Source organism: Xenorhabdus lircayensis, assembly GCF_016306625.1.
Lineage (GTDB): Bacteria > Pseudomonadota > Gammaproteobacteria > Enterobacterales > Enterobacteriaceae > Xenorhabdus > Xenorhabdus lircayensis.
In genome coordinates, this window is the sequence record NZ_JACOII010000051.1 from 1 (window position 1) to 16,988 (window position 16,988).

At 46.6% G+C, this 16,988-nt stretch carries 24 protein-coding genes and 1 pseudogene; 3 read left to right on the forward strand and 22 right to left on the reverse strand.

Going from position 1 to position 16,988, the window contains the following annotated elements; translation table 11 throughout:
• Window positions 1-142: 142 nt before the first annotated feature.
• The 22 genes and pseudogenes from H8A87_RS14590 to H8A87_RS14685 form a co-directional block, all read right to left on the reverse strand.
• Window positions 143-1,270 carry a phage integrase Arm DNA-binding domain-containing protein gene (locus tag H8A87_RS14590; protein ID WP_198690675.1) on the reverse strand — a complete coding sequence of 376 codons (1,128 nt, stop codon included), beginning with the start codon at window positions 1,268-1,270 and terminating at the stop codon, window positions 143-145.
• Window positions 1,254-1,496, reverse strand: coding sequence for an excisionase (locus H8A87_RS14595; protein WP_198690676.1), 243 nt, complete (start codon window positions 1,494-1,496; stop codon window positions 1,254-1,256). The genes H8A87_RS14590 and H8A87_RS14595 overlap by 17 nt, the downstream gene beginning before the upstream one ends.
• A 3-nt stretch (window positions 1,497-1,499) precedes the next feature.
• Window positions 1,500-2,882, reverse strand: a complete 1,383-nt coding sequence (locus H8A87_RS14600) for an SNF2-related protein (RefSeq protein ID WP_198690677.1) — start codon at window positions 2,880-2,882, stop codon at window positions 1,500-1,502.
• Window positions 2,883-2,891: 9 nt separating this feature from the next.
• Complete coding sequence (locus tag H8A87_RS14605; protein ID WP_198690678.1) at window positions 2,892-3,077, reverse strand: hypothetical protein; 186 nt, start codon at window positions 3,075-3,077, stop codon at window positions 2,892-2,894.
• Window positions 3,074-3,298 (reverse strand): hypothetical protein, encoded by a 225-nt coding sequence (locus H8A87_RS14610; RefSeq protein ID WP_198690679.1) that lies wholly within the window; start codon window positions 3,296-3,298, stop codon window positions 3,074-3,076. The genes H8A87_RS14605 and H8A87_RS14610 overlap by 4 nt, the downstream gene beginning before the upstream one ends.
• Complete coding sequence (locus H8A87_RS14615; protein ID WP_198690680.1) at window positions 3,298-3,582, reverse strand: hypothetical protein; 285 nt, start codon at window positions 3,580-3,582, stop codon at window positions 3,298-3,300. The genes H8A87_RS14610 and H8A87_RS14615 overlap by 1 nt, the downstream gene beginning before the upstream one ends.
• A gap of 11 nt (window positions 3,583-3,593) precedes the next feature.
• On the reverse strand, window positions 3,594-3,746 hold the full coding sequence (locus H8A87_RS14620; RefSeq protein WP_198690681.1) for a hypothetical protein: 153 nt from the start codon (window positions 3,744-3,746) through the stop codon (window positions 3,594-3,596).
• Between the two features lie 25 nt (window positions 3,747-3,771).
• Window positions 3,772-4,305, reverse strand: a complete 534-nt coding sequence (locus tag H8A87_RS14625) for a hypothetical protein (protein WP_232370273.1) — start codon at window positions 4,303-4,305, stop codon at window positions 3,772-3,774.
• 276 nt (window positions 4,306-4,581) lie between these two features.
• Complete coding sequence (locus H8A87_RS14630) at window positions 4,582-5,016, reverse strand: class I SAM-dependent methyltransferase (RefSeq protein ID WP_232370274.1); 435 nt, start codon at window positions 5,014-5,016, stop codon at window positions 4,582-4,584.
• 31 nt (window positions 5,017-5,047) lie between these two features.
• Window positions 5,048-5,137 (reverse strand): annotated as a pseudogene (locus tag H8A87_RS19965) (VRR-NUC domain-containing protein); the annotation flags it as partial.
• 75 nt (window positions 5,138-5,212) lie between these two features.
• Window positions 5,213-5,797 carry a 3'-5' exonuclease gene (locus H8A87_RS14635; RefSeq protein WP_232370275.1) on the reverse strand — a complete coding sequence of 195 codons (585 nt, stop codon included), beginning with the start codon at window positions 5,795-5,797 and terminating at the stop codon, window positions 5,213-5,215.
• Window positions 5,798-5,835: 38 nt separating this feature from the next.
• Window positions 5,836-5,994 (reverse strand): hypothetical protein, encoded by a 159-nt coding sequence (locus H8A87_RS14640; protein WP_198690696.1) that lies wholly within the window; start codon window positions 5,992-5,994, stop codon window positions 5,836-5,838.
• Between the two features lie 6 nt (window positions 5,995-6,000).
• Entirely contained in the window at window positions 6,001-6,285 is a 285-nt protein-coding gene (locus tag H8A87_RS14645) for a PDDEXK family nuclease (RefSeq protein ID WP_198690683.1), read from the reverse strand.
• Window positions 6,242-6,484 (reverse strand): ANR family transcriptional regulator, encoded by a 243-nt coding sequence (locus H8A87_RS14650; RefSeq protein WP_198690684.1) that lies wholly within the window; start codon window positions 6,482-6,484, stop codon window positions 6,242-6,244. Before H8A87_RS14650 ends, H8A87_RS14645 begins: the two co-directional genes overlap by 44 nt.
• A 9-nt stretch (window positions 6,485-6,493) precedes the next feature.
• The gene (locus H8A87_RS14655) at window positions 6,494-6,769 is read right to left on the reverse strand and encodes a hypothetical protein (RefSeq protein WP_198690685.1); all 276 of its coding nucleotides are present in this window, start codon (window positions 6,767-6,769) and stop codon (window positions 6,494-6,496) included.
• Window positions 6,770-6,772: 3 nt separating this feature from the next.
• A complete protein-coding gene (locus tag H8A87_RS14660) occupies window positions 6,773-8,833 on the reverse strand; it encodes a DNA polymerase (protein WP_232370276.1) in 2,061 nt (686 codons plus the stop codon).
• Window positions 8,826-9,464, reverse strand: coding sequence for an Nmad5 family putative nucleotide modification protein (locus H8A87_RS14665; protein ID WP_198690686.1), 639 nt, complete (start codon window positions 9,462-9,464; stop codon window positions 8,826-8,828). Before H8A87_RS14665 ends, H8A87_RS14660 begins: the two co-directional genes overlap by 8 nt.
• A 100-nt stretch (window positions 9,465-9,564) precedes the next feature.
• The gene (locus tag H8A87_RS14670; protein WP_198690687.1) at window positions 9,565-10,128 is read right to left on the reverse strand and encodes a DUF2815 family protein; all 564 of its coding nucleotides are present in this window, start codon (window positions 10,126-10,128) and stop codon (window positions 9,565-9,567) included.
• 20 nt (window positions 10,129-10,148) lie between these two features.
• Window positions 10,149-11,447, reverse strand: a complete 1,299-nt coding sequence (locus H8A87_RS14675) for a DUF2800 domain-containing protein (protein WP_198690688.1) — start codon at window positions 11,445-11,447, stop codon at window positions 10,149-10,151.
• Between the two features lie 2 nt (window positions 11,448-11,449).
• Window positions 11,450-12,178 carry a hypothetical protein gene (locus H8A87_RS14680; protein ID WP_198690697.1) on the reverse strand — a complete coding sequence of 243 codons (729 nt, stop codon included), beginning with the start codon at window positions 12,176-12,178 and terminating at the stop codon, window positions 11,450-11,452.
• A 12-nt stretch (window positions 12,179-12,190) separates the two neighbouring features.
• Complete coding sequence (locus tag H8A87_RS20230) at window positions 12,191-12,322, reverse strand: hypothetical protein (RefSeq protein WP_269749554.1); 132 nt, start codon at window positions 12,320-12,322, stop codon at window positions 12,191-12,193.
• Between the two features lie 504 nt (window positions 12,323-12,826).
• Window positions 12,827-13,492, reverse strand: a complete 666-nt coding sequence (locus tag H8A87_RS14685) for a S24 family peptidase (protein ID WP_332460380.1) — start codon at window positions 13,490-13,492, stop codon at window positions 12,827-12,829.
• 140 nt (window positions 13,493-13,632) lie between these two features.
• Between H8A87_RS14685 and H8A87_RS14690 the strand changes: the two genes are divergently transcribed.
• From H8A87_RS14690 to H8A87_RS14700, 3 genes are all read left to right on the forward strand, one after another.
• On the forward strand, window positions 13,633-13,827 hold the full coding sequence (locus H8A87_RS14690; protein ID WP_198690689.1) for a helix-turn-helix transcriptional regulator: 195 nt from the start codon (window positions 13,633-13,635) through the stop codon (window positions 13,825-13,827).
• Between the two features lie 14 nt (window positions 13,828-13,841).
• A complete protein-coding gene (locus H8A87_RS14695) occupies window positions 13,842-16,010 on the forward strand; it encodes a VapE domain-containing protein (RefSeq protein ID WP_198690690.1) in 2,169 nt (722 codons plus the stop codon).
• A gap of 297 nt (window positions 16,011-16,307) precedes the next feature.
• Window positions 16,308-16,676: an antiterminator Q family protein gene (locus H8A87_RS14700; protein ID WP_198690691.1), complete on the forward strand. Its 369-nt coding sequence runs from the start codon at window positions 16,308-16,310 to the stop codon at window positions 16,674-16,676.
• The last annotated feature ends 312 nt before the right edge of the window (window positions 16,677-16,988 follow it).

The following is a 16,988-nucleotide window of genomic DNA, read 5'->3' on the forward strand; positions in this document are numbered from 1 at the left end:
CGCAATTATCTCTCATATGTAAATAATAACTGGTTGAAATAAATGACGGGGGCTTAATAGTTCCCGTCTGTTTTTTGTGCGCCGAAAATCTTCTGCAAAACTCCTGCAAAACTCTTCTGCAAAACTGGTTAAATTTTGAGCGCTATTTTGTGGCTAAAATAATCCAGTCTTTACCTCGATCATCGTGATATTTATCGGTCATCGCTTGGCTCTTATGTCCTAATAGCGTTTTCGTATCTATTCCTTGTTCGCGGTAGAGTCGTTCAGACAAAGATCTTTGCTCATGAAAACTAGGTGGAGTGCCGTTCTCCCATTTGAGGTCTGTTTTATCACGGGTTTTTTGAAAGCTGGCGGTTATTGCATTTGCTGATACTTGACCACCTCTTTTGGCTTGTGAAGTAGTGTGATGGTAATGGAGCATGTACGGGCTTACTATCCTATCCCTACAGCGCTTTATTACATCTTGTAGGGTATATCCCAGTCTTTCACATTTAAGATCTAAGGGAAGTGCCAGTTTAGTTCCTGTTTTTTCCTGAATGATATGCAAATGGTCATCCCACACATCATCAAATCGTAATTTAGCGATATCTCCCAAGCGTTGCCCTGTGACTAAAGCTAGTAACATTGCATTTTGTAAATAGCGTTGGGTTTTCCCTGCTTGATCGAATATAGCTTTCCACTCTTCCAGATTTAGTCGTTGGCGCTTAACCTTATTAATAGGCATTTTCGTTGCCTTAGCTGGGTTGTATCCCGGAGGAACTTCACCTGCGTGCTGGGCTTCTTTGAAAACATCTATTAAAACCATGCGAATAATTTGGGCCATCCTTGATTGGCCTCGTTCTTTATATTCATCAACTAATGTTGCGATATCTTTAGTTTGAATATCGTCAATGCTCTCGTTACCGCAATGTTTTCTAAATGCTTCAACAGGTGCGATTTTCTGTTTTAAAGTATTTAGTTTTATTTCTCCGGCGGTTAGCCGTTCTTTTTGGATTTTTAAATATTCATCTAACCAACCTGTAACTGAAATTCCTTTTTTTAACTTACGGCTGATTTCATCCTGTACTTTTAATAGCTGAGTCATTTTGACCTCAGCTAAACGGGAGTTAGCTTCTATGGCTATTGCCTTAGCAGCTTTTTCATCGTCACCTAACCCGTGGAATTTTCCCGTAACAGGGTGCTTATAGCGCCAGTAAACCTTTTTGGTTCTGGCATCTGTGTAACAGGATAAACTCGGGATACTGACATTATATTTACGTGGGCGAGCCATCTTCTAAGATCCTCATTAGTCTGGGGTCATCATCTTTTTTAATGGTCGGTTTTTCAGCTAATCCAATAAATCTAGCATTTTTCTCAACTCTCCAACATCTCCCTGCTTTGTATGGTCGGGGGGATATCAGGCCATTCTTCGCGTAACGTATTAGAGTTTGATAACTTGGAACCGGTTCAGAAAATTCTAGAACCGCCCATTCTTTCAATGTTTGAGTTCGTGTCACCTTTTACCTCCTCTTCATAGCTTCCAGTAAAATGTCCTGTACTTCCCGCTTAGAATTGCGCCGTTCCATGACCCTCTCATCCATCGTACGGGTAGCGATAATGTGATGGATAAAAACAGGCCGGTGATAACCGGCTTGCGCCTGTCGGGTAGGACCGATACGTTCAATGATTTGCTGGTACTGTTCCAGATCCCACCAGTGGGAGAAGAACACCAGAATATTTCCGCCGTCCTGTAGGTTCAGGCCGTGGCCTGCGCTGGCGGGGTGGGCGAACATTACGGGGATCTTTCCCGCGTTCCAGTCGCGCAGGGTTTGTGGATCAGCGTCAAGATGTCGGCCACGGGGGAACGCCTTTAATAACCGGGCTAAATCGTGTTTCCAGTGGTAGGCAACGAGTACCGGCATTCCACTTGCCTCGGTGATGATGCTGTCGAGTGCCTGTAACTTGGCATCGTGCAGTTCCTGCCAAGTGCCGTTCTCGTCGGTATACAGTGCGCCACTGGCGATTTGCAGGCATTTAATGGTTTTGGACGCTGCGTTTAGAGCCTCCACGCCGATGCTGTCTAGTTCCACAAACAGCTCCTTTTCCATTGCCTGATACTGCTGGTGAACTTTGGGCGGTAGCTCAACGCGGAGCACATTGTGGACAGGCTCTTCGATATCAAACCAGTCCGCCGCATCTAACGCGATGGTCACGTCATTGAGGGCGCTTTGTATTTGCTGCTGGGCAAATGGCCACGGCTCCAGCTTCACCCAGTGTTGCCCTGGAAAGCGAATGTGATTGAACCAGCGCGACGTAAAGGCATTATAGGTTCTGCCCAGTCTCTCGCCCTGGTCGACAAACCACGCTTGCCCCCACAGGTCAATCAGGCCGTTAGGGGAGGGGGTACCGGTGAGATTCACCCAACGGCGTACATACCGATGTGCAACTTTCGCTAACGCGGCTGCTCGCTTACCGCCTTTGCGTAACCGGAACGATTTTAGCCGTGTGGACTCATCGGCAATAACGGTAGCGAACGGCCATTTGTTACCTAACGTTTCGACCAGCCAGACGAGGTTATCGTAGTTGGTGGTAAAGACACTGGCATTGGTATTTTTGAGCGCTTCCCTACGCTCCTTCACACTGCCCACAATCGGCTGAATGTCGATATTGTGCAGATGATCCCACTTATCCGCCTCATCCGGCCACGTGGAGCGAGCCACGCGCAACGGTGCTAAAACCAGTGTTGGCTGTGTCTCGCTGCCCGCCATGTACAGATCTTCCAGCGCGGTGAGTGTGGCTACTGTTTTGCCCATACCCATCCCTGCCCACACATTGCCGCGGGGGATGTCCAGTTCGTGATTAATGATCAGGTTTTGGTAGGGGCGGGGTGTGAATGGCTTCATACATTACCTTTAACATACACGAGCAATAATATTCCCCGCGCTCGTTTTTTTGAGTTTAACTGTTATTCCGTCTTCGGGGAGTTGTACGTAATAAAAACCGTTTTGCTCTTTGTCGGCCTTTTTTATAAAATCGTTAACTACATATAGTACGGTATTAATATTTACATCCTCGGGTGCTTCAATCATTATTTTCATTCCGATTTTCTCCGGGTAAATTTGTCGTACATGGAATCTAAATAATCTACGATGGCTAATAACACCAACGCAGGCCATATCCAACTAACGAATATATTTTCAAAAAGATTAAGTTTTCGGCCTGATCGTTTATTGCGGAACTTAATTGCTAAGCCAAGAAATACTAAAAAACAAGTAACGCCATAAACGCCTAAAACAAGTGCTTTTGTGATATCTGGCATTAGTTACTTGGCTCCCTTATTTTATAAATGGAATGTTGGGTTTTTATATATCCATCGGTTTTGTAGGTTTCGGCATTAACTACCAGAGATGTTATTATTTCGTCTCCGTCTGCGAATCGTTTACCGCTGTCATTAAACACCCTACCATACGCTATGGCCGTACCATCCCAGTTCTTGGTGAAATCTGTTAATTCTAATTCTGCGGTATATTCAATCGGTTTATTACGTGAAGTGTTGTTAATAAACGCCGCTAACGACGGTTCGTCTTTATAGTCATTGTTCATAAATTTTTTCCTTATTTAATTTTCTTAACGGGGAAATGACAACCAATCATTTGATGGAATACCCACGGAGCAAATCGACCTAAACCTATTCCACTCCATTCGCTGAAATTCCAAACCTGTAACCAAGCCCAACGCCATAGATATAAACGGCGTATATTGTTCATTTTTATTTTCTCCGATTAAAGTTATTTACCCGTCATAGCAACCGCACGGCATATCGTGATCGGTATCGTCCATACTGTAGCCGTCAGGGTTTGTTAAAAAATCGCCCCAATTCCAGCGCCGGCCGAGCCCTTTTATTTGTTTCAGATCGGCGGACTGCTCCATTACAAGCGCTTTTTCTACAAGTTCAGGATGGTCTTGTTGGAGGCGTAAAAGCTCTGGTTTTTTCGTGTAGGGGCAGCACCAGCAAGCGCTTTTACCCGGTCGGGGGAGTCCTGCGCGTTGAATGGCGTCTATACAAGCGTCTCTGCCCCATTCCCAATCGTACAGCGGGTACTCATACTGAAACTTTTTGGACAGAACGGCATCATTAGCCAGACTGCGACGGGCATTGAGTACCCGTTGTTCTTCATCAAAATCATAGCCGACCAGCATAATGACCTTTTCACCACGCGCCCATGCTGCCTTGCAAAGCGGATGGTTATTCCATGCTTTTTCTTGCGGTTCGATTTTGAATTTTTGACTGCAATTTTTAAAACCATAAGCCACGGCAGGTAACATATTTCGTTCGCGGTAATAGGTATATAAATCTTTTTCTTCGTACACCCAATCTGCTTTTGTTCTGCCTTGGCGAAATACTTTTTTGCAAACGGTTATTTGTGGACCACCGTTTGAAAGTAACCAATTATTTATTACGGAGAGGTAAGCGTAGGTATGCGTTTTTTCACAGCCGGTGTCAGCAAAGGTAATTAAATCAGGTATCAGCCCAATTTCTAATAGTCCTATTAATAACGCAACTGAATTCGTCCCCCCCCATATGACATGGCTATCACTGTATCAACCCCTCTTATAAAATGTCACCCAATGTGTATATCCGCGTTTACCTGACGGATGCCCCATAACCGGTTTAATATCTGTCAGTGCCAATATTTCACTGGTTTTAATTTGGGTTTCGTTCCATTTAAAAATTAATATTCTTTCTGGTCTCAATACTCTGAACGCCTCTTTAAATCCCCGTGATAAGTCATTACGCCAATTATTTTTATCCAGTGCACCGTATTTTTTACGTTGCCAACCATTTTCACCCGCACGAATTAAATGCGGTGGATCAAATACCACTAAGTTAAACGACTCGTTTTCGAACGGCAGGTTTCTAAAATCGGCTATTAAATCGGGATTAATATTTAACTCCCGGCCGTCACATAAAATATGTTGCTCTCTACGAATGTCACAAAACAAAACATCAGAGTTAGATTTATCGAAATAGAACATTCTGGAGCCGCAGCACATATCGAGAATAGGTCTATTCAACAATCGCCTCCACATTCTTACTGTCCAAAACCATTACCGTTTGCCCCAATGCTCTGAGCCGTTCGTGTTCCCGTAACTGGTCACGCCAGAAAGATTCTGGCGTTGACGTTGGACGGCTTTGCGTTCTGCAGGAGATTTCGCCATGGGGTTTAATCCCTCATTCATCATTATGGTTATTATTGCTAATTAACTTCTGCCAAATAACAGAAACATATTTAGCCTGATGAATGGCATCATCTAACGCATTATGCTGCTTACCTGCAAACGGCATATTTTGTTTTGGGTCAACTCCTATTGCGCGTCCTAACTCAACCATAGTTCTGACATCCCGATCGTTATACCAGTGCCAAAACGGTTTTATTTTTTCCCGCTCATAGGCCGAACGCAGAATAACATTGTCAAATGCCACCCCATTACCCCAGACTTTTAGGCTACGGGTATTGTATTTGGTGTTTTCATTAACGAACTCTTCCAGCTCAAACAGCACTTCTGTGATTGAAGGCAAGCCATTAACGGTAATCGCCGCTCTGGCCTCGCTGTCCTGACGTAACCACCAACGGACAGTATCGCCATCAACTGTACCCCCTGATTGCATGGAGGAGGTCAGATCAACTGCCCGATAAAAATAGGAACCGAGTTCACCGGTTGCGGGGTTAAAAAATACAGCGCCAATAGAAATGATGGCTGAGTCTACCGCCGTTCCCATTGTTTCCAAGTCCAGCATAAGGTTTTCATACAGCATTATTATTTTCTCCCATTAAATTTATCATTATTTATTATTTATTTACCCGTCTGCATTAAAATCCGTTTCCCAATCCATGTCATCACAGGCACAGCCATTGAGTTACCGATTGCCCGGTAACGCTGACCATCGGGGCAATCAGCCGCTGTTTTACCATTCCATGCTGGCCGCCTCAATACCCGAACAAACCGAACCAAAACGCATCATTGCGGGTCTCCTTGTTTTAAAATCCCCTCCACATTTTTACTATCCAAAACAACGACTGTTTGCCCCAGTGCCCGGAGCCGTTCGTGTTCCCGTAACTGGTCAGGCCGGGGTTTTTCGCCCGGTGCTTTACACTCAACAAACACCACACGCCCGTTGGGTAAAACGACAACGCGGTCGGGTACACCCCGGCGACCGGGAGAAACGAACTTATAGGCAATACCGCCTAATTTTTTCACTTCATTGACCAGATGCCGTTCGATCACGTCCTCGCGTATTTTCATTATTTTTATTCCGTTCAAGTTGCTTTAAACAAAAATCAGAACGATTTTCTGCCCACTCAATATTTAACGTATTGCGTGAATGGCGAGCCGCTTTATTCCAGACTTTTGATGCCCGTAAATAATCGCCCTCGCGTTCAATTTGCGCAGCCTCCCGCGCTGCACGAAAATATAACGGGCTGTCTCGGTATTTATATGACATAGAGGTGTCTCAGTTATGAGGGCAATCACAGCGTTCAGAAAAAGCTAAGGCCAGCGGCGACGGATCATCGGGGTGTGAAATATGGTCGGGGTGATAGACTTTTTTACGGTACCTAACAGAAAAGTCGTCACCTTGTTTTTCTGACATTAATAAAATCCCAGTTACTGTGCGACTTTGGTATGAGCGTCCATCGCGGGTAGTAGTTATGGTAAAACAACATTTTTCACCAACATTAACTACCTTCGGATAACCGTAATAGCCGTTGCATTCTTTACAACGTTTCATAATTTAATCCTTCTTATATCGGTACGCCTCAAACCCGCCGGCACTCAGAGGTAAATCCGGTGCCCAGTCGGGGTTAGTGGCGAGTAGGGTGCTGAGATGTTCGTGGGAGTAGTCAGGTGTGTCCGGTGCCTCGGTCAAAACCTCATCGTGCACCGTTAATACAATGGCGTAGCCCGATTTTTCTATGCGTGGCATGTTGCCTGCCAGTACATCACGAGCGACGGCTTGGGTGACGTTTTCAACCAGTTTTCCGCCGTAGGTTTTGAGCCGTTGCCATTTGCGGCTGTAGGGGTTGGTGCCCATGTAACTGACCTGCCCGTCATTGACACGGGGAGCGGGGTAACAAACTGCACGCCCAGACGGTAAGACCACCCGGAGCCAAGCGCCATCGCGACGTACCCGTAACTTACGGCAAGGAATGGTAGTGCCCGTGGAGGCAATGGCCCGCTTTACCGCCTCTTCCAGTTCGTACCAGAATGGCACGGTTGCGGTATGAGCGTTACGCCACATGCGCTTCAGCGAATCACAGGTAATGAAGACCCGTTCGCTCAGGCCGTAGGTATTGTTCTGCTCGACGGACTTTTTATACCAGCTCTTGGCATCCCGCTGGACAGAGGCCGGAATATGGGGTAAAGCAGCATCGGCGAGTTCATCTAAATCAAGGGCGTAGGTGAGAGCGAAGGTAACGAAAGCAGCGACCCCGCCGCCGTACCCTAAACCCAGCTCCATCACCTTACCGATCTGTCGCTGGTCTTTTGTCACCTCATCAGGCTCAATATTGAACGCGCGGGCATAGGCCAGTTTGTAGAGGTCAGGGCCCGTACCGTGGTCATACTCGCTAAACGCCCGTAGTTTCCAGTGTTCGCCTGCCAGCCATGCCAACATTCGGCCTTCGATATTGGACAGGTCACTGACAACCAGCTTTTTACCTTCCGGTGCTCTAATTACAGCGCGAATGGCTGAGCTGGTTAACTGCATGATGTCGCCATAGATAAGATCAGCACATCCCGCTTTGAGCGCTTCGATACCGGTATCAATAGTGGCCTGATTTAACGTAGCTCTGGGGAGATTTTGCGGCTGGAATAGGCGACCTGCCCAGCGTCCGGTGCGTGATGCCCCGCAAAACTGTAATGTACCGCGAAGACGCCCGTCTGCACTGACGCCATTCATCAGCGCCTTGTACTTGCTGGTGCTGGTGGTACTGGCCTGTAACCGGATGGTCAGCAACTCCCGTAATGCGATGGGTAAGTCGGGATCGGCTACTCGTCGCTCCAGCGTACTTTTTTGCATATCGGGCAGTTCGACACCAAACGTTGCGGTGATGTGCCGTAACATGGCGTCACGCTGGGTGGCCGCCTGTACCTCGCCCTCGGTCAATGTCTGGGTACGTTTTGCCAGCCTCTTTTGCTCTTGGTCAACGGCATCAATGGCGGATTTCGCCAGTTCAATGTCCGTGTAGGTACCCCGATCGTTAATTTGTTGGTCACGGTGCCAGAGAGCCAGTTCAGCGCCCTGATAATTCCACTGGGGCAAGCGATTATGGACTGCGCGCATGGCCTCAATATCCAGCCCCGCGTACGCAACAAATCGCTTCCACTCTTCGGGATGGGTTTTACTGGTGGCGCGGCGAATGGCGACGTTTTTCGGGCGGGGCTTGCAAAAGAGCTGAATCAACGACTTGCCTTCTTTGTCCTTCGCCTTATCCGCCGGAATACCTAATACCTCACACAATGCCCCCAGTGCCCCCGGTAAACCGTGCGTTAATGCCTGCACCATCGTGTCACGCCAGCGGAAAATATCCAGATGCAACTTCGGCATGTAATGGCGCAGAACGGTACGGTCAAAGTGGCTGTTATGGGCGAAGAGGGTAATTGATGGATCTATCAGAGCATGATGTAACTCGGCGGGCATGGGTACCCCGCTGGTAACGTCCCATACCTGAACAGGGTTATTGTTGATTGCCCACGCAAACAGCATAATCTCCGCATGTTCGGCGTACGTGTGGGTTCCGTTTCTGATTGGCGTTTCACTGTAGGTTTCGAGGTCGATCCATAACCTATCCATTATCCGTCCCTGTCGGTAGCCCTATTAATGTATTTAATGCTTCACGGCGAACGGCGGGAACTGGTGCGGATTTTTCCATTTCTTTAGGCAGTAATTCGGCAGCTTCCGGCCATTCCTCTAATAACCTTTTTACGCTGCGGACTTTTAATAGGGCTGCGTCCACATTATTGGTAATATCCTCGCGTTGGTTTTCTAATTCTTTGTAACGTTTTTCGAATTCATAGAATTCATTCACCAAGGGATTATCGGCTAATAGTGTGGTTTTCTCTGGCGTTATTTTGTATATATGTTCTCGGCTACCAGGATTTCGATAACGTTCTCTGGCACCATTAAAATAAATAAAAACCCGACTGCCCGCTAAATTAACTTCTATATAAAAATATTCCCTAATAGGCATTCTGTCTATTTTCAATGCTTCGGGAATTTTAGTCGCCAGCTTCTTAATTTCGGACATAATATCTTGTATGCCCTGTTCCATATTTTCACCGCCAATGGCTTCAATTCTTATTTTCTCAGCCCAGTCCGCACGGTCTTGATAAAGTTGTTCTTCTTTTTCGAATATCCCGGCTTTAGCCAGTGCGTTTTTAACAATTAAAAATTTTATATCTTTGGTTAATGTTTTCTGTGTCATGGTTTTTACCCTAAGAAAAGCCCCGTATAATTAACGGGGCGTAAAAAATATACTAACCTTCACTTTCACTTAAATCGTCAAAATCTTCGGGTTTGGCTCATCAGATTAATTCCGCTGCTTCTGCGTCGACATCTGCGCCTTCGCTTAAATCATCGAATTCATCCGCCGATGCTACGCCGCCGCCAGAGAATGCATCCCCATCGCGGAAGAACTGAACTCCACCGAGTGAAGCGGAAATGCCTTTTCCTTTATTGTCGTAGGCGTAAATGCTGATAGTTGCGTTAACATAACAGCCGGAGTACGGTTTACCGTCCTGCGCTGTCAGTGGAGAACGACCACGATCAATAACCAAAGGGCGCGCCTTATTGCTGGCTGCAATAAACATATTGCCTGCGTAGCCGTCATAATCCGATTTTTCGTCACCATCGCGTAAATTGAATCGCATATGGTTTCCGCGAATGCTGTTAGTAATACCTTCGGCTTTTGCACCCCATTTATCGGTTGCGACTTTTAAAATGGCGGCTTCAATTTCAGCAATTAATTCTTTGCGCTCTTTTGGAATAAGGAAAGTGGCGCGGAATTTAAAGTTACCATCTCCTTCGAAATCCTTTGCTTCAAACAAATCAGGAAATGCCAGACGCACGTTTTTTAAACTAATTTTCATGGTTCTACCTTTTTTATTGATTAAATGAGGTCAGCGGCGAGCGCATCGTCAGATACGTCGTCAAAATCGTTAATCGGGTTAACGTCCAGTGCTGGACGGGGATCGGTTTCCGGTACAATGGTAGGCTTACCGTCAGACCGGATAATCAGAGATTCCAGTTTGTCCCATTTTTTCGGGTGCTCTTTTTTGAGCACCTTTTCAGCTTGGGGAGGTGTAATCAGTTTCTTGGTGTACATCTGACCTTGCTTAAGCTTAAATCCTTTTAACATTGCTTCGGCATCGGCTTCGATGCCCCACGCTCTGTTACCTTGTTTACCCTCGACCAGCTTAAAGCCGGGGATAGGGTGTCCGGCATTGAGTTCATCACTGACATGAACCCGAACAGCCTTACACCAGCCTTCGACAAAATCTACCTGTGCGTATTTAGCGGCGAGTGTTTGGTTGTCATATCGCGGGATTTGCTCGATAGCTTTCTCTATCTGTGGCGCTAACGGTTGTGTCAGATCATCGAAATCATCAGCGATAGTGCTCCAGACGTGAGCCGCCAGTGCGGGGCAATCCGCCTTAGCCTTACAAAACCGGCATTGCTTTTCGCCCGGTGTAAAAGTGTCAGGAGGTAATGTGTCCACGCCTTCGCATTGGGCAATGGCGAAAATGGTAATGACCGATGCGGCGGCATCTTGGGCACGTTCCCCGAATTGGCGCAGCTCACCCACACTGATTGTCCATTCTGAAACATGGTTCAACCGGGGTTGGTGAATGAACATCCGTACCGTTTCAAAATCATAAAGCATACTGAACTGGTCAAGAGCACCGAGGGCATACAGCATCAATTGTTCGTTTTCCTCAGCATCGACTTTCACGCCCCGGCCATATTTCAGGTCGTGAACTTGCAGCTCGTCACCGTTGATAATGATAGCATCGGCAGTACCGAAAGAGTTTTCGACGCCAATCACATCGGAAAAATCGACGCGCTGTTCGATTAACAGTTCTTTCCCCTGAGCCAGTCCCCAGACCGTTTCGACGTATTGACCGACGGTCTCGACCATTTCTTCATTAACCTGTGGTGTATCAGGTTTGAGCAGTATGTGTTGCCCCAGATAATCGGCGGTGTTTTGGCCCATCGTGAAAGGTTCGCCGAGGAACGTAGGGTTTTGGCGATTGTTGAGAACAGTTTCAGCGAGGGCATGGGCGGCAGTGCCTTCAATCGCAAACGGCGATTCGGTGTCAGGCTGGCCTGCCTCCATTGCCAGGCTACCCGTACAGCGTAGCCAACGATGCGCCGATGAGGGGGAGAGTTTTGCGTGTACCTCCGGCATGACTACCCCTCCAAGGCTTCTTCGGTCAGGCGAATAACGTCGGGGATCTTGTCCTGCGGAACTTCTCCCAACTTTCTGGCCCCAAATTTATTAAGGATGGTCTTTGCTTCTTTGAGATAGCCCCCTTTAGCCAGTTGCAAAATAAGCTGTTCGGCTTGAGTGAACAGCGCTTGCGGGTCAGCCTCTGGCTCTGGCTCGGAGGTCTGTTTGCCCTCATTGAGTAGTTCCAACGCGAATTCCCGACGTTCAGTAATGCCGGGGATGTCGTCCCAGTTTTCCACCATTTCCAGACACAAGTCTAAAATTGTGGCCTTTGTCAGTGGTTTTAGCTCCTGTACACCTGATAGCGCACAATGCAACGCGTCAACCTGCCCGTTGCGATCTTCTCCTATGGCGTCAATCACGGCGCGAGCCTGCGCCAGTGTATCGGCGGTCAGGTCGGAGGCATCGGTTTTGAACAATACCGCGAGAGCCACGACTGTTTCTAAATCGAGGGTTTCAATATCGACGGGGGTTCTATCGATGATTTTTTTCGCGCTAGCCTTTGCCTTTTTATCGATTTGCTTAACTTTTTCAACCAACTGGGGATTTTCTAGGTTGGCGGAACTAACAACAACGTTATTTGTTAATGCCGAAAATAATCGTTCAATTAACGCATTGTTATGGCCGGTCAACGCATTTTGTTGCTCCAGTAACTCATTATTTTTTTCAATAGCTGTTTCTAAGCTCATTTTCCTAGCCTTTTATGAATACAGAGTAATTGGGAATCGGGTGGTAGGGTTACGTTTAAGTTCTTCACATTTCCGTAGCCAGCGCAGGCGGCGAACGGCGTTGTTTATCGGGTACTTATCTACGGGAATTATTTTTGGCTGCATGACCTGAACTCCTCTTTTGCATATCAAAAAGCACACCCGTCCGCCCGTTTTGGTGGGTGTGCTTTTTGATAGGGCGTATCAGGACGCCCTTAAATTAGGTGTTATTTTACCGTCAGAGAGATGAGAGCCTGAGCGTGGAGTTCGGCAGATTCGCGGTCTGCCCCGCTGGGTATCACATAAATCCTCCTTATAGTTAATTTCAGCACACACCCTCTGCCAGTGTTGCCCGTTCGCGCCCGTTCTCACTCTCGTGCGGGGCTAATCATCCCACCGACCGGATCGCGTCCGATGGTACGTCGCATTTAATGCGTAGGGGTCTAAACAGGAGGCTATGTGCTGTTCCGACTTTCTAAATTGTTAAAGAGCGGTGATACATAACGGTATTTTTAATTCGTTAACGAATTTATATACCGTTATGTATGAATGGTCAATACGAAAACACATAATTTTTCCAAAAATAAAGGCCACCTATTCGTGGCCTTATTTAACTAGTTGATTTTAAAGTTAAGAATGCCATAACGAGTTTTTAGCTATTCCAGCTACGTATTGCATTCGAAATATTTTAGAGTTGTGGATGCGTATGGGGGCTAGGTTTTCATTAATTGGTAATAGATGACAATAGCCTTCACGTTCGAACAAAAATGTTTTAATCATCACCTCATCTGCATCGGTAACCAGCAATACTTCATCCCCCGGTGAGTATGAATGGTTTGGCTCTATAATCACAAATTCCCCTTCTTTTATTCGAGGGATCATTGAATTACCTGTACATTTCAGCGCATATGCGTCTTGGTCATGTGTTGGCCATCTGATATATCCATCCGTAATATCCCCTGCGGCCCAGTAACTTTCGTCGCCTAAATGGGCGTTTCTTTTTACGGGGACATCTTTGAAATTAACGGAGTAAGGTTCTCCTTCCACATCAACAATAGTTTTAGGTTGTGATACTCGAAGGTCACACTCTATAAGATCGATTGGGGAAATTTTAAAAAATTCAGCAATATTTTTTAACGTAGTGTACTTAGGGTCTTTTACTTCTCCTGTCAGCATCCTATGTAATGTGGGTTGATGCATCTTTATTCGTTTAGATAGCTCTGTCACACTAGATATTTCGTGTATCTCCATTAAATATCTAATGTTTTTGGTCAAAATCCCAAAGTCTGACATCATTTTCTAGACCCTCGTTTGTGTGATTTTCAATCAATTATGCGTAACTGCATATATTAGAGCTTTTTTCGATACATTCCAGTATTGATATATAATTCATTTACGTATAGTTTAAGCTCATCCACCAAATTAGGAGCTTGCTGATGTACGAATTTCACCCACAAGAATTAGTTAAACAAATTATAGATGCTGGCTTCACTCAAGCCCAAGTAGCTGCACACATAGGAATTAGCCAGCCATCGCTGAGCCGTATTCTGACAGGTACTAGCTCTGATCCCCGTTTATCTACTGTTCGAGCTATTGAGCGTTTCTATACCGAATTTGTGAATAAAAAATAATAGGACATATTTACATGTCAGAACAAACACACTGGGGAGCAACGCCCGATGAGTGGTTTCATCTCGATCTGATATTGGGGCGTACTGATAGGCTGTTACCTGTCGTATGTAACCCTGATGCGGCTGTCTCCCCGGATTCAAAACTAAAAAGTCTGGGCAAGACGCCCAGCCGTTATAACCGTTCGCGGCATGTGGTGGGGATCCTGAAGTGGACAGAAAAGAACGCTACCGATGCTGATATCACCGCGTGGGCGAATGAACCCGATTACGGTATTTGTGTGCGTACCGGAGGTGGGGACTTGGGGCTGGATTGTGATAGTGAAGATGAAAACGTACAGGCTCAAATCCAGGCATTGTTAATCAAAACGTTAGGTAAGTTGCCGCCACGCCGTTATCGCAATAACTCTAATAAATGTCTGTACCTATTGTCCGCTGAAGGGGATTACCGTAAGCGCATCCACCGTCTGCAGGATGATTTGGGTATTATCGAATTATTGGCCAATGGCCAGCAATTTGTTGCAGCGGGCACCCACCCCAGTGGGGCACGTATTCAATGGGACGGGGGTTTACCTCATGATCCTCCTGTGTTGTCCGCCGAACAGTTCGAGGCGCTTTGGTCTGGACTGTCTGAATGTCTGCCCGTTGCCATGTCCACTGAGGCCGATGCTGCTGGTAAGTTACGCGACCGGAGTATTGTCACACCTAATGCCACTGATGAGACCGCAGACTATCTGGACGCGAACGGCTGGACCTTATCGTTTGGCAAAAACGGAGAACGCTATATCAAATGTCCCTTTGGGGATGGACATAGTATTGATAGTGACCCCACAAGCACAGCGTATTTTCCTGCGGGGACTGCGGGTTTTGAACAGGGCCATTTCAAGTGCCTGCATGGTTCTTGTGCGCATAGGGATGATGGCGATTTCAAGATAGCTATCGGGTTCGGCAAGGACGATTTTGAAGATTTGACTTCGACTGAAGTATCCGAGCCTGCGCCTTTGCCTGCATTCAAACGTGATAAGTACGGACAGATTGAAGCCACGATAGAAAACGCATTCAAGGCAGTGATGCGAGCGGACTTTGTTGGTATTGAAATTCGGTTCGACCAGTTCCGTGATGAAATCATGTTTTCGCCAACGGGTAAGTCTCAGTGGCAAGCTTTCAATGATGCTGAATACTCTCGACTGCGTATTACGCTGGAGAAACGGGGATTCAAGCCTGTCGGACGTGAGTTGGTTCGGGACATCGTAATGCTGGCAGCCGACGAGCAGCCTTTCGATTCTGCCATTGCATGGCTCAATAGCTTGAAGTGGGATGGTGTCCCTCGCATTACTCGTTTCTATCACACTCATTTTGGCACTGAGGATACCCCGTATACCCGTGCAGTATCCATGTATATGTGGACGGCTTTGGCAGGGCGCATTTTAGATCCTGGCTGTAAAGCCGACATTGTGCCGATTCTGGTCGGTGCTCAAGGCTGTGGCAAGTCCTCCGGGGTGGCTGCGCTTTCGCCTGATCCTTCTTTCTTTACCGAAATCAGCTTTGCAGAAAAAGACGATGATTTGGCCCGCAAAATGCGCGGGCGTCTGGTTGCGGAAATTGGGGAGTTACGCGGGCTGAACACCAAAGAACAGGAAAGTATCAAGGCTTTCGTTACCCGTACCCATGAGAACTGGATACCTAAGTACCGGGAGTTTGCCGTCCAGTTTCCCCGGCGTTTGTTGTTCATCGGTACAACAAATAGTCGTGAATTTTTGGGCGATGAAACGGGCAACCGCCGATGGACTCCCGTTGAGGTTAACAAAATAAACCTCGCTGCGATTAAAGAGGACCGTCTGCAATTGTGGGCGGAAGCAAAAGTCGTATTTGAACAAATCGGTATCCAGTTCAGCGAAGCAGAACGGTTAGCTGTGACAGTCCACGAACAATACCAGATCAAAGATGCGTGGCTGGAAATTGTAGAGAGATGGTTGGATGAACCGGATTTAATGACAAGCGAGCAACCACGAACGCGCGGATTTTTACGCGCAAGCGATGTTTTGCGCGAAGCACTTAACTTTGAGCCTTCAAGGATCACTAAGCGCGAAGAGATGCGAATTAGCAATGTTTTGCAAACTTGCGGTTTTAAACGTGTTCAACGTCGTGTTGATGGGAAAGTTACGCGGATTTTTGAGCGGGTGTAACAACCCGTACCAACTTAAAGTAGTAGGTTGGTACGCTTAAAGCTATTGATTTATAAGGGCAGTCCCAACTGTACCAACTGTACCAACCTTATAACTAACTACCCCATTATATATATAGGTCACTTATAGGAAAGGTTTAGGGATAGATGGTACAGGTTGATACAGGTTGGTACAGCGTTTTTTTTGCACGACGCATTTAGCGATTCGCGATTCGCGCCTAATATGTACACCGGCACGTAAGCGCAACGGCATCCAGTAAAAAATTTCGGGCTACACAGAACTACAGGATAAAATTCTATGCGTGATATTCAACAGGTTTTAGTACGCTGGGGTGGGTGGTCAACGACTGAGCCTGTGCGCGTTGGCTGGTCGCCTGTTGCCGCTGGGTTTAGCGGCCTGCTCCCTGCCACTGGTAATAACAGGCCAACGTGCAGCGACGAGGATGGGCTGGTTATTGATATCTGTGTCGCACGGCTGCGAGCGAGAGGAAAAGGCGAAGAGCTGGAATATATCAAACAACATTACATGTTTGGTTACTCCAAGCGGGAGATAGCGCGCCAGTACGAGACGAACGAGAAAGAGGTCAGGCACAGGATACTATGCGGAGAGAGCTTTATTGCAGGTTGCCTAGAAATGCTGGGTATTCAATTGGATATGGATTTATAGGTTAAAAAACAAACAATCAAACACTGAAAGCTAGTGCGGGCCGCAAAAAGTGTGTTATTGTGTTAGAAATGGATTTTCACATCCTGAGAAAAGGCTCCTAACGTTAGGAGCCTTTTCTTTTGGGCAAAATCTGAAAACTGAGGAAATAGCGCTTAGGTAGTATGATTAGGTTGAACTGCAATAGTGGTGATTTGTTAATAAAATGTTATATCGAAAATCGGCCCATTAGGGGCAAGAAGATTGATCCTTTCAGGGCTTAGACATCGGTTTTTGCCTGAGTTGAAAAGTGCGTGTCTATCCAAAGTTAAAATG